Here is a 13,219-nt window from a genome sequence, read left to right on the forward strand (position 1 = left end):
CCCCCCCCCCCCCCCCCCCCCCCCCCCCCCCCCCCCCCCCCCCCCCCCCCCCCCCCCCCCCCCCCCCCCCCCCCCCCCCCCCCCCCCCGCCCCGTGTCGTCGTCCGGGCGCGAGGTTTCACAGCGGTGGTGGCACAGCAATACTGTTGCACCGGAAGGGCGCGACAGAGAGGCGGGCACGGCACATGGCCACCGAAGCCGGGGACACGGCGGAAGCGCACCTGACCGTCGACGAACTGGCGGCCCGCGCCGGGGTGACCGTGCGCACGGTGCGCTTCTACGGCACCCGCGGCCTGCTGCCCCCGCCCGAGATCGGCCCGCGCCGGGTGGGCCGCTACGGCCCGGACCACCTCTCCCGGCTGGCGCTGATCGAGGAGCTGCAACGCCAGGGGCTGACCCTGTCCGCCATCGAGCGCTACCTGCGGCGGCTCCCCGCCGGGCTGAGCGCCCACGACCTGGCCATCCACCGCGCCCTGGTGGCCTCCTGGACCCCGGACGAGGCCGAGGAGACGCCCCGCGACCGGCTGGAGCGCCGGGCGGGACGGTCTCTGACCGACGACGACATCGACCGGCTCGCCGCCATGAACGTCCTGGAGCGGACCGAGGGCGACGCCGACACCTTCCGGGTGGACCCCGGTCTGCTGGGGCTGGGCGTCCAGCTGCTGGACCTGCCCATGCCGCTGGAGACCATACGAGCGGCCAGGGCGGTGCTGACCGATCACGCCCGGGCCACGGCCCGGGAGCTGACCCGGCTCTTCCACGACGAGGTCTGGGGCCCCTACAGCGCGCGGGAGAGCGACCCGGAGGAGGTCGAGGCCATGCGGTCGCTGTCGGCCCACATGCAGCCGCTGGTGGTGCAGGCGCTGGTGACGGCCTTCCAGCGGTCGCTCAAGGAGGAGCTGCGGGCCACGTACGGGGACTGACGGCGCCGCCCCCGTACGCGGCCGCGCGGCGGGTCAGTCCGTGAAGGTCCCGCCCTGCTCCGCCTTCTCCAGCAGCAGGGCCGGGGGCGCGAACCGCTCTCCGTACGCCTCCTGGAGCTCCCGGGCGCGGGCCACGAAGCCGGGCAGGCCGCCCTCGTAGCCGTTGATGTACTGGAGCGCGCCGCCCGTCCAGCCGGGGAAGCCGATGCCGAGGATCGAGCCGATGTTGGCGTCGGCCACGGAGGTCAGCACCCCCTCCTCCAGACACCGGACCGTGTCCAGCGCCTCGGCGAAGAGCATCCGCTCCTTCATGTCGGCGAACGGGATCCCGGCGCCCTCGCCGCCGAAGTGCTCGGCCAGGCCCGGCCACAGGCCGGCGCGCCGGCCGTCGGCGTAGTCGTAGAAGCCGGCCCCACCACTGCGGCCGGTGCGCCCGAACTCGTCGACCATCCGGTCGATGACGGCGTCCGCCGGGTGCGGGGTCCAGGTGCCGCCGGCCTCCTCGACCGCGCGCCGGCCCTCCTCGCGGATGCGCCGGGGCAGGGTGAGGGTCAGCTCGTCCATCAGGGAGAGCACCTTGGCCGGATAGCCGGCCTGGGCGGCGGCCTGCTCGACCGAGGCGGCGGGGACGCCCTCGCCGACCATCGCCACGCCCTCGTTGATGAACTGCCCGATGACGCGCGAGGTGAAGAAGCCGCGCGAGTCGTTGACCACGATCGGCGTCTTGCGGATCTGCCGGACCAGGTCGAACGCGCGGGCGAGCGCCTCGTCGCCGGTCCGCTCGCCCTTGATGATCTCCACCAGCGGCATCTTGTCGACGGGCGAGAAGAAGTGGAGACCCACGAAGTCGGCGCGCCGCTCGACGCCCTCGGCGAGCAGGGTGATGGGCAGGGTGGAGGTGTTGGAGCACAGCAGCGCGTCCGGCGCCACGACGTGCTGGACCTCCTGGAAGACCTTGTGCTTGAGCGCGGGGTCCTCGAAGACGGCCTCGATGACGGCGTCGCAGCCAGCCAGGTCGGCGACGTCGGCGGTCGGGGTGATCCGGGCCAGCAGCTCGTCCCGCTGACGCTCCGTCGTACGGCCCTTGGCCAGCGCCTTGGCGAGGAGGCCCTCGGAGTAGGCCTTGCCCTTGAGCGCGTTCTCCACGGTGACGTCCTTGAGGACGACCTCGATGCCGGCCCGGGCGCAGGCGTAGGCGATGCCCGCGCCCATCATGCCCGCGCCGAGGACGGCGACCTTGCGGACGGTGCGCGGCTCGACGCCCTGGGGGCGGCTGCGGCCGGAGTTGACGGCCTGCATGTCGAAGAAGAACGCCTGGATCATGTTCTTGGCGGTCTGCCCGGTGACCAGCCCGGTGAAGTAGCGGGCCTCGATGACCTGGGCGGTCTCGAAGTCGACCTGGGAGCCCTCGACCGCCGCTGCCATGACGGCGAGGGGCGCGGGGTAGGGGGCGCCGCCGGTCTGCTTCTTCAGGTTGGCCGGGAAGGCCGGCAGATTGGCGGCGAAGCGCGGACTGGCCGGGGTGCCACCGGGGATCCTGTACCCCTTCTCGTCCCAGGGCTGCCGCGCCTCGGGGTGGGCCTCGATGAAGGCCCGGGCCCTGGCCGTCAGCTCGTCGGCGTCGGCCACGACCTCGTGCACCAGCCCGGCCTCCAGCGCCCGCCGGGGACTGTACTGGGTGCCCTGGAGCAGCAGCTTCAGCAGGGCGTCGGTGATGCCCAGGAGGCGTACGGAACGGGTGATGCCGCCGCCCCCGGGGAGCAGGCCCAGGGTGACCTCGGGCAGGCCGATCTTCGAGCCGGGCGCGTCGAGGGCGACGCGGTGGTGGCAGGCGAGGGCGATCTCGTAGCCGCCGCCGAGGGCCGCGCCGTTGAGGGCGGCCACGACGGGCACGCCGAGCGTCTCGATGCGCCGCAGGTCGCGCTTGACGGCCAGGCCGGCCTCGAACACGCGCTGGGCGTCGGCGGAGGTGGCGGCGATCAGCTCGCGGAGGTCGCCCCCGGCGAAGAAGGTCTTCTTGGCCGAGGTGACGATGACGCCCCGGACGGAGTCGCGCTCCGCCTCCAGGCGGTCGGCGACGGCGGCGAGGGAGGCCGCGAAGGCCTCGTTCATGGTGTTGGCGGACTGCCGGGGATCGTCGAGGACGAGGGTGACGACGCCGTCGCCGTCCTGCTCCCAGCGGATGGTGGTGGGCTGCGCTGACTCGGTCATGTTCACGGTCTCCAGGGGTGGGGTGGGGGTCCGGCCGGGGGCGGGCGCGTTCACACGCGCTCGATGACGGTCGCGACCCCCATCCCCCCGCCCACGCACAGCGTGACCAGTCCGTAGCGCTTCTCCCGCCGCTCCAGCTCGTCGACGAGGGTGCCGAGCAGCATGGCCCCGGTGGCACCCAGCGGGTGGCCCAGGGCGATGGCGCCGCCGTTGACGTTGATCCGGTCCAGCCCGGCGCCCATCTCCTCGGCGAAGCGCAGCACGACGGCCGCGAACGCCTCGTTGATCTCGATCAGGTCGATGTCGTCGATCGTCAGCCCGGCCTTGGCCAGTGCCTTGCGGGTGGCGGGCGCCGGGCCGGTCAGCATGATCGTCGGGTCGGAGCCGGAGACGGCGGCGGAGACGATCCGGGCCCGGGGCCGCAGCCCGTGGCGCTCGCCGGCCTCCTTGCTGCCGATGGCCACCAGCGCGGCGCCGTCGACGATGCCGGAGGAGTTGCCCGCGTGGTGGACGTGGTCGATCCGCTCCACCCAGTGGTACTGCTGGAGCGCGACGGCGTCGAAGCCGCCCTGCTCGCCGATGGTGGCGAAGGAGGGCTTGAGGGCGGCGAGCGTCTCCACGGTGGTACCGGGGCGCAGGTGCTCGTCGCGGTCGAGGACCACGAGGCCGTTGCGGTCGCGCACAGGGACGACCGAGCGGTCGAAGCGGCCGTCCTTCCAGGCCGCCGCCGCCAGCTCCTGCGAGCGGGCGGCGAAGGAGTCGACGTCGGTGCGCGAGAAGCCGCCGAGGGTGGCGATCAGGTCGGCGCCGATACCCTGGGGGACGAAGTTCACCTCGGCGTTGGTCATCGGGTCGGCGAACCAGGCGCCGCCGTCGGACGCCATGGGCACCCGGGACATCGACTCCACGCCGCCGGCCAGGACGAGGTCCTCCCAGCCGGAGCGGACCTTCGCGGCGGCGAGGTTGACGGCCTCCAGGCCCGAGGCACAGAAGCGGTTCTCCTGGAGGCCGGCCACGGTGTCGGGCAGCCCGGCGGCGATCGCGGCGATGCGGGCGATGTCGGAGCCCTGGTCGCCGATGGGGCTGACGACGCCGAGCACGATGTCGTCGATCGCGGCCGGGTCCAGCCCCGGCAGGCGCCGCCGCAGCTCGTGGATGAGGCCGACGACGAGGTCGACGGGCTTGGTGCCGTGCAGCGCGCCGTTGGCCTTGCCGCGCCCGCGCGGGGTGCGGATCGCCTCGTATACGTACGCTTCGGTGGTCAAGGGCGTGGGCCTTTCGGGGAAATGGCGGGTGGGGAAGGCGTCGGGAGGGCGTCAGGAGAGCAGCGAGCGGCCGATGATCTCCTTCATGATCTCGGTCGTGCCGCCGTAGATCGTCTGGATGCGGCCGTCGGTGAAGGCCCGCGCCACGGGGAACTCGCTCATGTAGCCGTAGCCGCCGTGCAGCTGGAGGCAGCGGTCGGCGACGCGCTTCTGCAGCTCGGTGGCCCACCACTTGGCCATCGAGGCGTGCACCGCGTCGAGCTCGCCCCGGGTGTGCTCGGTCACGCAGCGGTCGAGGAAGGCGCGGGTGACGGCGCACTCGGTGGCCATCTCGGCGATCTCGAACCGGATGTGCTGGAGCGCGGCCAGCGGCCGGCCGAAGGCCTCGCGCTCCTTGACGTAGCCGGTGGTGGTCTCCAGCAGCCGCTCGGCGGCCGCGACGGCGCTGACGGCGATGCTCAGCCTCTCCTGCGGCAGATTGGCCATCAGGTGCCCGAAGGCGCCGTGGAGCGTGCCCAGGAGGTTCTCCTTGGGCACCCGCACGTCGCGGAAGAAGAGCTCGGCGGTGTCCTGGGCCTTCTGGCCGATCTTGTCGAGGTTGCGGCCCCGCTCGAAGCCCGGAGTGCCCCGCTCGACGACGAGCAGGCTCAGCCCCTTCGCCCCGCCCTCCGGCGTGGTCCGGGCCACGACGACGACCAGGTCGGCGAGGATGCCGTTGGAGATGAAGGTCTTCGCGCCGTTGAGCAGCCAGTGGTCGCCGTGGTCCTCGGCGGTCGTACGGATGCCCTGGAGGTCGGAGCCGGCGCCCGGCTCGGTCATGGCGATGGCGGTGACGGTCCCGCCCGAGCAGAAGCCGGGCAGCCAGCGGCGCTTCTGCTCGTCGGTGCCCAGGCCCGTGAGGTACGGGCCGACCATGTCGTTGTGCAGCGGGACGGCGAGGCCCGCCACCTGGGCCCGGGCGAACTCCTCGGAGAGCACGACGCTGTAGCGGAAGTCCGGCTCGCCCCCGCCGCCGTACTCCTCGGGCACGGCGAGGCCCAGCAGGCCCTGGCGGCCCGCGGCCAGCCAGGCGGAGCGGTCGACGACGCCGGCCTCCTCCCAGCGCGCGTAGTGCGGGGCGACCTCCTTGGCGAGGAAGGCGCGCACGGTCTCCCGGAAGGCCTCGTGGTCGGCGGTGAAGATCTCACGCTTCATCGGTCGGGACTGCCTTTCTGCCGCTCGGTCGGTTCGAGGCCGGGCACGTCCCAGTCGCGGGCCACCTCGGCGGTGTGGGCCCCCGGCCGCGCGGGCGGGCGGCGCAGGGCGCCGGGGGTGACGGAGAAGCGCGGCGCCGGGGCCGGCTGGGTGAGACCGGCGTGCTCGGCGAACGTGCCGCGGGCGGCCAGGTGCGGGTGGTCCGGCGCCTCGCGCAGCGACAGGACGGGGGCCACGCAGGCGTCCGTGCCCTCGAAGACCTCGGTCCACTCGGCGCGGGTGCGCCGCCGGAAGCGGTCGGCCACGGCCGCGCGGAGCTCGCCCCAGCGGGCGGGGTCGGCGCGCAGCTCCGCGGCCTCGCCGAGCCGGAGGAGGCGGGCGAACTCGGCGTAGAAGCGCGGTTCGAGCGCGCCGACGGCCATGTGGCCGCCGTCGGCGGTCTCGTAGGTGCCGTAGAAGGGCGCGCCCCCGTCGAGGAGGTTGGCGCCGCGCCGGTCCTGCCAGCCGCCGGCGGCCAGCATGGCGTGGATCATCGCGGTGAGGTGGGCCGTGCCGTCGACGATGGCGGCGTCGACGACCTGGCCGGTGCCGGTGGCGCGCGCGTGCTGGAGGGCGGCGAGGACGCCGACGACGAGGTAGAGGGAGCCGCCGGCGTAGTCGCCGAGGAGGTTGGCGGCGGGGTAGGGCGGGCCGTCGGCGGGGCCGGTCATGCCGAGGGCGCCGGTGACGGCGATGTAGCCGATGTCGTGCCCGGCGGCGCGGGCGAGCGGGCCCTCCTGGCCCCAGCCGGTCATCCGGCCGTAGACGAGGGCGGGGTTGCGGGCGAGCGCGGCGTCGGGGCCGACGCCGAGGCGTTCGGCGACGCCGGGGCGGTAGCCCTCCAGGAGGATGTCGGCCCGCTCGGCGAGGCCGAGCACGGCGGCCGGGCCGTGCTCGCTCTTGAGGTCGACGAGCACCGAGCGCTTGTTGCGGTTGGTGATGTCGTACGCCGGGTCGACGTGCAGCCCCGGGCCGCCGGGCCGGTCGACCCGGACGACGTCGGCGCCCAGGTCGGCGAGGAGCATGGCGGCGAAGGGCCCCGGCCCGATGCCGGCCAGCTCGACCACGCGCACTCCGGTGAGCGGACCGCTGTTCTTCGTCTCCGCCATGCGGTCCCCCACGTCCGATCCGATGCCCTATGACACAACCGCTGTAACACTCATGCTGTTGAGGATGTTAAGAACGTGTTCCACCGTCCACAAGCCCCCACCGCCCCTCATTCCCCCCTTTATTCGGCGTCCAGTTGGGCTACGAGCCGCTTGGGCGCGATGGTGCGGTAGCTCTCCTCGACCCAGTCGCACAGCAGCTCGGCGGGGGCGCCGGCCAGCGGGACGCTCACCCATCCGGACCGGCCCAGGCCGTACGCGGTGGGGGCGGCGCCGGGGACGGCCAGGGCGTGCCCGTGGGCCTCGTCGTCCGCGAGCTTGAGGGAGATGCCGGGGGCTTCGGTGTCCCCCTCGGTGCCGAGGAAGACGAAGATCTTCTTGTTGACCTTCACGACCGCGTCGTCGCCCCAGGGGAACTCCTCGACGGCGCCGGGGAGGGAGAGGGCGAAGTCGCGGACCTGGGCGCGTTTCGTGCGGGACACTGGTGCCTCCGTGTGACGTTTGAGGATCATCGTGTCCGATGGTGCCCCACGCCCGGAGGCCCGGCGGGCCCGCTACAGCAGGCCGGCCTCCGCCAGCAGCCGCCGCACCTCGGCCGCCGAGGCGTCCGGAAGGGGCGTCAGGGGGGCGCTGACGGCGGGGCAGTCGATGACGCCGAGGGCGTGCAGCGCCGCCTTGAAGCCCCCCAGCGCGGACGCGCTCCCGCTCATCACCGCCGGGTCCCCCGCGTCGACCAGGGCGAAGAGCCCGGCCAGCCGGTCCTGTTCGGCCGCGGCCCCCTCCCAGCGCCCGGCCCGGGCGTGCTCGTACAGGCGTACGTAGCCCGCCGGGTCGACGTTGCCCAGCCCGGGCACGACGCCGTGGGCGCCCGCGAGCAGCGCCCCGTCCACCGTCAGCTCGGAGCCGGTGAGCACCGTGAACCCGGGCGCCCGGCCGTCCGCGCGGAGGGCGACCAGCAGCCGCCGCAGGGAGCCGAGGTCCCCGCTGCTGTCCTTGAGCCCGGCCAGCGTGCCGTCCGCGGCCAGCTCCAGCAGCACCGCCGACGGCAGCCGGCTGTGCACGGCGGAGGGGATGTCGTAGGCGAACAGCGGCAGTCCGGCGCCCTCCCGGACCCGCCGGAAGTGGCCGGCGGTCTCGGCCGGATGGGTGCCGGTGTAGAAGGGCGCGGTGACGACGAGCGCGTCTGCGCCCGCCGCGGCGGCGGCGCGGGCGTGGTCCAGGACCCGGGCCGTGGTCATGTCGATGACGCCGGCCAGCACCGGCACCCGGCCGCCGGCCGCCTCGACCGCGGCCGCCACGACGGTCCGCCGCCGGGCGTCGTCCAGATGGGCACCCTCCCCGCTGGTCCCCAGCACGAACACGCCATGGGCGCCGGCCGCGAGGACGTGCTCGACCAGCCGGCCGAGGGAGCGGACGTCGACCTCGCCACTCGGGGTGAGCGGCGTACAGAGCGGGGGGACGACCCCGGACACCAGCACGCGCCGACTCTCGCCCACCGCGCCGACGGCGTCAAGGGCGCCCCAGGGCCTGTCCGGCCCTAGGAAGTGGCCGTGCCCGCCAGTGCCCGCCGGCAGAGCGCGTCCGCGGCCCGGGTGGTCTCCGGCAGCCGGAAGCGCGGGGCGAGCCGCAGGACGTGCTCGCACGCCCGGTCGAGGCCCACCCGGTGGCCGACGGAGACGAAGACGGGCTTGACGCCCGGCTGGGTGCGCAGCGCCCGGCCGACCTCCTCCGCGCCGTCCAGCAGCGGCGAGGTGTCGCCGCGCCGGGGGCCGGGCGGCTCGAAGGCGAAGGTGAACGGGTTCTTCGCGACGCCGACGACCGGAAGGCCCGTCAGCACCCCGAGATGGCTGGCCAGGCCGAACCGGCGGGGGTGGGCGAGGCCGTAGCCGTCGCAGACGACGAGGCCGGGGATCGCGTCCAGGCGGTCGAGGGCGGCGAGGACGGTGGGGATCTCACGGAACGCCAGCAGGCCCGGCACATAGGGGAAGGAGACCCGTCCGACGGCCGTCGCCTCGGCGACGACCTCCAGCGTCAGGGCGTCGAGCGCGACGGCGGCCGCCGCCACGACGTCCCGCTCGTCGTCGTACGCGACGTCCACGCCGACCGCCACCAGGGGCGTGCCGGGCGGCGGCCCCGGCTCGTCCAGCACCACCCGCCCCCGCAACTCCTCCTGGACGGCGGTCGCTTCCGCCTCGGTGACGGGCCAGTCGGGCGGCAGGGCGTGCGGGGTCTCGGTCATGATGCCCCCACGCTACGGGACACGCGCGCCACGCCCGCCGCCGGGCACCCCCGGGGCACCCGGCGAAGTAGCCTGTGGATCATGTTCGTACTGGAACTGACCTATATCGCCCCCATCGAGCGGATCGACGCGGCCCTGGCCGAGCACGTCGCCTGGCTGGACGCCCACTACGCCTCCGGGATCTTCATCGCCTCCGGCCGGAAGGTGCCCCGCGACGGCGGCATCATCCTGGCCCTCGGCGACGACCGGAAGAAGATCGAGGAGATCACCCGGAGCGACCCGTTCACCGTGGCCGGCGTGTGCGAGTACACGATCACGGAGTTCGTCCCGACGAAGACCTCGGAGGCCATGGCCCCCTACCGGCAGGACCCGCGCTCCTGACGCCGGGCCGGGCGGTGAAGGGCGCCCCGTCTCACCGGGTCCGCAGCCGGGCGGCGCGCCCCCGCTCCCCCGCCGCCCAGCAGCCGCCGGGCACGCAGTCGACCGTGTCGTAGGAGCCCGTGTCGAAGCCCTGCCAGGTGCGGCCGCCGTCCGTACTGACCTCGCTGCCCGCCGGGCCGACGGCCACGGCCGCGTCCCGGGTGCCCGGCAGCCAGGCGACCCCGGAGCGGTAGCCGGCGGGCGGACGGGCCGCCGCCGTCCAGCGCGCGCCGCCGTCGCCGCCGCGGGCCGCGGCCTGCGGGGACGGCTGTCCGGCGCGGTAGTCGCCGCCGACCGCGAGGCCGTGCCGGCGGTCGCGGAAGGCGAGGCCGAACACGCCCCGGGCCGGGTCGCCGGCCGGGACGGGCGTCTCCGCGGCCGTCCAGGTGCGGCCCCGGTCGGTGGAGCGCAGCACGCGGGAGACGGCCGCGCCGCCGGTGGCGATCCAGGCGTCGCGGGGGCCGGAGCTCACCACGCACTGCCCGCTCGCCGCGAAGGCCGCCTCGCCGGGCAGCGCCGCGGGCATGCCGGCGGCGGGCAGGACCCGCCAGGCGCGGCCGCCGTCGTCGGTGGCCAGGACCCGGAACCGGCCGTCGACGGGGTCGCCCAGGGCGATGCCGTGGCGGCGGTCGAAGAAGGTCAGGCAGTCGTAGAAGGCCTTCGGGTCGGTGTTGCGGAAGGTCTCGGTCCAGGTCGCTCCGGCGTCGTCGGTGCGCAGGACGCGGGACGCCTCGCCCTCGCCGATGGCCAGCACCACGGCGTGCCGGGCGTCGAACGCCTCCACGTCGCGGAACTCCAGGCCGGTGGCGCCGGGCGGCGAGACGTCGCGCCAGTGCCGGCCGCCGTCCCGGGTGAGCAGGACCGTGCCCCGGGTGCCGGCCGCCCAGGCGGTGGTGCCGCTGACGGCCGCGAGCCCCCGGAAGCGGGCGTCGGTGCCGGTGTCCCGGGTCTCCCAGGACGGCCGGGGCGGGTGCGGGGGCGGTCCGGCCTGGGCCGGGGACACCATGCCCGTCAGGGCGAGGGCGGCCCCGCAGACCACCGCCGCCGCTCCGCGTAACGACATCCTCATCCGTCTCATGAGGCGGGAAGCTAGCGGACCCCCGGGCGGGCGTCCACGCGTACGGCAGGGCACAAAAGCCATCAAACTTTCATCCTTTTGGCCACCGGACCGTGGCCGCCGGGAGGAGCCGGAGGGCGGGCGAGCGGCTGGTGGTGTCGGTGCGCGACGACGGCGGGGCCGTCGCCGGAGGGCGACTGGGCGGTGCTGCCGGTGCGGCGTTGAGCTCGTGTGCCCCATGAGTACGCCACCGTCACGCCACCCTTGGCCTTATTCCTTCAAGTTCATTGACGTAGAACACAAATGTCTTCTTTTTCAAGGGCCGTGATGCAGCTCACGCTCGAATCATGTGCACTACCGCGATCGTTCACTCGTCTCATCACTCGAGGACGTCTCACTCGAGGACGTCGTGAGTCGTAACGGCACGGAAGAGCACGACCGGAACACAACCGCAAGGGAGCTGGCGTTGTCCATGGTCATCGAGCAGGCTGTCCAGGCACGGATCATCGCGTCGGCCCCGCCGTCCCGGACGGTTCCCGCGCGGCTGCTGTACCGGCGCACCGACCCCTTCGCCGTGCGCGTGGCCTTCCCGCCGGCGGCCTCGCTGGACGGCGAGGAGGTCGAGTGGGCCTTCGGCCGGGAACTGCTGGCCCGGGGGCTGCTGCGCTCGGCGGGCGGCGGCGACGTACAGGTGTGGCCGTGCGGCCCGCACCGCACGGTGCTGGAGTTCCACGCGCCGGAGGGCGTGGCCATGGTGCAGATCGACACGCCGGAACTGCGGGCGTTCCTGGCCCGCACGTACACGCTGGTGCCGGCCGGCGGCGAGGGCGGTCACCTCGACGTGGACAGCGACCTGGCGGCCCTGCTGCGCCAGGCCTGAGACCCGGGGCGGCCGTCCCCGGGGCCGCGACTCCTCGCGGCCCCGGGGACGGCCGCTCACCACCTCTCGTCCGGGCCCGCCCGCTCGGCCCGCGCCCGGGAGGCGGCGATCTCCGTCTCGGCCGCGTCGCGCCCCGCCCAGCGGGCGGCCTCCACCGACTTGCCGGGCTCGAGCTCCTTGTAGACCTCGAAGAAGTGCTGGATCTCCAGCCGGTCGAACTCCGGCAGGTGCCTGAGGTCCCTGAGGTGCTCGTGCCGGGGATCGGCGGAGGGCACGCACAACACCTTGTCGTCCGGCCCCCGTTCGTCGCGCATCCGGAAGAGCCCGATGGCGCGGCACCGGATGACGACGCCGGGGAAGGTCGGGTCGCCGGCCAGTACGAGGGCGTCCAGCGGCTCCCCGTCGGCGCCCAGGGTCCCGTCGATGAAGCCGTAGTCGGCCGGGTAGCGGGTCGAGGTGAACAGCATCCGGTCCAGCCGGATGCGCCCCGACGCGTGGTCCATCTCGTATTTGTTGCGGCTGCCTTGCGGGATCTCCACGACGACGTCGAAGTCCATGGGGCTCCTCCGAGGAGAGGCGGCGGGATCACCATCGTGGCGTGCGCCGGCCTACGAGCGCCATGGCGCGTCCGCGCCCGGACGGACGCGTGACCGGCCGCAAGGCCCTTCCCCTCAGCCGCGTTTGCCGCCGGAACGGGTGGGAACCGGGCACCGGCCGCGCGAGCGCGGCGAGGGCACCCGGGGGGCCGTCGGGCACGCTTCCCCGCCCGCCGGCCGCCTCGCGGCCACCACGATCTCCCGCGTCCCGCCGGACGGGCCCTGGAGCGTCAGCACCACCACGCCCGCCGCCGCCATCGCGCCCGCCAGGCCCGCGAGGAGGCCGCCCGTCACGCCGTAGCGGAAGTCCTCGCCGAGCGCGACGACGCCGACCGCCGCGGCGACCACGGGGTTGACGACCGTCAGCGTGGCCAGCGGCGCGGCGAGGCCGGCGCCGCGGTAGGAGGCCTGCGAGAGCAGCATGCCGGCCGCGGCGAGCAGGGCGACGACGCCCAGGCTCGGCAGCAGGGCGGCCACGGCCGTGCCGTCGGCGACGTCCTCCGCGACGTCCTTGGTGAACACCGACGCCATGCCGAAGGCCGCGCCGGCCGCCGTCGCCAGCGTCACGCCCCGCACGACCGGGCGGTTCACCCGGCGCGCGGCGAGCGCCACCAGGGCGATGAAGCCCAGCACGACGGAGGCGAGGACGGGCCGCTCGGTGGCGCCCAGGGACTCCGTGCGGGGCGGCCCGGTCAGGCCGAGCAGCCCGGCCAGCCCGACCGTGGCCAGCAACGCGCCGCGCCGGCCCGCGGGGCCGACGGCCCGGTGGGCGAAGAGCGCGGCCATCGGCAGCGCGAAGACGATGGTCAGGGCGCCGAGCGGCTGCACCAGGCTGAGCGGTCCGAGGGCGAGCGCCACGACGTGGAGGCCGGCGCCCAGGCCGGTCAGGCCGACGGCGCCCCACCAGCCCGGACGGCGCAGCGGGCCGAAGGGCGTGCCGGAGGAGCCGGTGGCGGCCACGCGCTCCTGCGCGATGGCGGCCGCGGCATAGCAGAGGGCGGAGACCAGGCACAGCAGCACCGAGGCCACGAGCGCGCTCATGGCCGTCCCCCCTGGCCCGGGCCGCGCCGGCCCCTCCCTCCCGCGTTCCCCGTCCCCTGCTGATCCATACCTCCACGATGCCTCTTCCGCACACCCGGGGCGTCGTACTTGAGTACGGGCTTTTCCGTACTCCTCAGGGAGTACGCCGCCGTGGCGGGAGCGACCCATGGGTGACATGGGGCCGGCGTCGGGTTCCCCGACCCGATTCTGCGCATTCCCCGATGGGATTCCCGGACGACCTCCGGACGC

At 74.8% G+C, this 13,219-nt stretch carries 13 protein-coding genes; 3 read left to right on the forward strand and 10 right to left on the reverse strand.

Features of this window, described 5'->3' with window-relative positions; genetic code table 11:
- The first annotated feature begins 184 nt into the window (after positions 1 to 184).
- Entirely contained in the window at positions 185 to 922 is a 738-nt protein-coding gene (locus tag AC07BS_RS19650; protein WP_478933411.1) for a MerR family transcriptional regulator, read from the forward strand.
- A gap of 33 nt (positions 923 to 955) precedes the next feature.
- Here AC07BS_RS19650 and AC07BS_RS19655 read toward each other — a convergent pair whose 3' ends face one another.
- The 7 genes from AC07BS_RS19655 to AC07BS_RS19685 all read right to left on the reverse strand — a co-directional run bounded on the left by AC07BS_RS19655 (position 956) and on the right by AC07BS_RS19685 (position 8,976).
- Positions 956 to 3,133, reverse strand: coding sequence for a 3-hydroxyacyl-CoA dehydrogenase NAD-binding domain-containing protein (locus AC07BS_RS19655; protein WP_478933413.1), 2,178 nt, complete (start codon positions 3,131 to 3,133; stop codon positions 956 to 958).
- A gap of 50 nt (positions 3,134 to 3,183) precedes the next feature.
- Positions 3,184 to 4,398 (reverse strand): acetyl-CoA C-acetyltransferase, encoded by a 1,215-nt coding sequence (locus tag AC07BS_RS19660; protein WP_478640135.1) that lies wholly within the window; start codon positions 4,396 to 4,398, stop codon positions 3,184 to 3,186.
- Positions 4,399 to 4,449: 51 nt separating this feature from the next.
- Positions 4,450 to 5,592, reverse strand: a complete 1,143-nt coding sequence (locus tag AC07BS_RS19665) for an acyl-CoA dehydrogenase family protein (protein WP_478933415.1) — start codon at positions 5,590 to 5,592, stop codon at positions 4,450 to 4,452.
- Positions 5,589 to 6,740: a CaiB/BaiF CoA transferase family protein gene (locus AC07BS_RS19670; RefSeq protein ID WP_478933417.1), complete on the reverse strand. Its 1,152-nt coding sequence runs from the start codon at positions 6,738 to 6,740 to the stop codon at positions 5,589 to 5,591. Before AC07BS_RS19670 ends, AC07BS_RS19665 begins: the two co-directional genes overlap by 4 nt.
- A 119-nt stretch (positions 6,741 to 6,859) precedes the next feature.
- Positions 6,860 to 7,249: an MmcQ/YjbR family DNA-binding protein gene (locus AC07BS_RS19675; RefSeq protein ID WP_478640142.1), complete on the reverse strand. Its 390-nt coding sequence runs from the start codon at positions 7,247 to 7,249 to the stop codon at positions 6,860 to 6,862.
- Between the two features lie 42 nt (positions 7,250 to 7,291).
- Positions 7,292 to 8,215, reverse strand: coding sequence for a dihydrodipicolinate synthase family protein (locus tag AC07BS_RS19680; protein WP_478640144.1), 924 nt, complete (start codon positions 8,213 to 8,215; stop codon positions 7,292 to 7,294).
- Positions 8,216 to 8,274: 59 nt separating this feature from the next.
- Positions 8,275 to 8,976, reverse strand: a complete 702-nt coding sequence (locus AC07BS_RS19685; RefSeq protein WP_478933420.1) for an endonuclease V — start codon at positions 8,974 to 8,976, stop codon at positions 8,275 to 8,277.
- Positions 8,977 to 9,057: 81 nt separating this feature from the next.
- On the opposite strand from AC07BS_RS19685, the gene AC07BS_RS19690 reads away from it, so the two are divergent.
- Positions 9,058 to 9,357, forward strand: a complete 300-nt coding sequence (locus AC07BS_RS19690; protein WP_478640149.1) for a YciI family protein — start codon at positions 9,058 to 9,060, stop codon at positions 9,355 to 9,357.
- A gap of 31 nt (positions 9,358 to 9,388) precedes the next feature.
- Here the strand turns inward: AC07BS_RS19690 and AC07BS_RS19695 are convergent, their stop codons facing one another.
- Entirely contained in the window at positions 9,389 to 10,459 is a 1,071-nt protein-coding gene (locus AC07BS_RS19695) for a WD40/YVTN/BNR-like repeat-containing protein (protein ID WP_478640151.1), read from the reverse strand.
- A gap of 460 nt (positions 10,460 to 10,919) precedes the next feature.
- On the opposite strand from AC07BS_RS19695, the gene ssgD reads away from it, so the two are divergent.
- A complete protein-coding gene (gene ssgD / locus AC07BS_RS19700; RefSeq protein ID WP_478640154.1) occupies positions 10,920 to 11,333 on the forward strand; it encodes a spore wall synthesis regulator SsgD in 414 nt (137 codons plus the stop codon).
- Between the two features lie 56 nt (positions 11,334 to 11,389).
- On the opposite strand, the gene AC07BS_RS19705 is transcribed toward ssgD, so the two are convergent.
- Together AC07BS_RS19705 and AC07BS_RS19710 are read right to left on the reverse strand one after the other, a co-directional pair.
- The gene (locus AC07BS_RS19705) at positions 11,390 to 11,890 is read right to left on the reverse strand and encodes an inorganic diphosphatase (RefSeq protein WP_478933423.1); all 501 of its coding nucleotides are present in this window, start codon (positions 11,888 to 11,890) and stop codon (positions 11,390 to 11,392) included.
- Between the two features lie 114 nt (positions 11,891 to 12,004).
- Positions 12,005 to 12,970, reverse strand: a complete 966-nt coding sequence (locus AC07BS_RS19710; RefSeq protein ID WP_478640159.1) for a DMT family transporter — start codon at positions 12,968 to 12,970, stop codon at positions 12,005 to 12,007.
- Positions 12,971 to 13,219: the final 249 nt, after the last annotated feature.

Source organism: Streptomyces sp. NPDC044063, assembly GCF_056434285.1.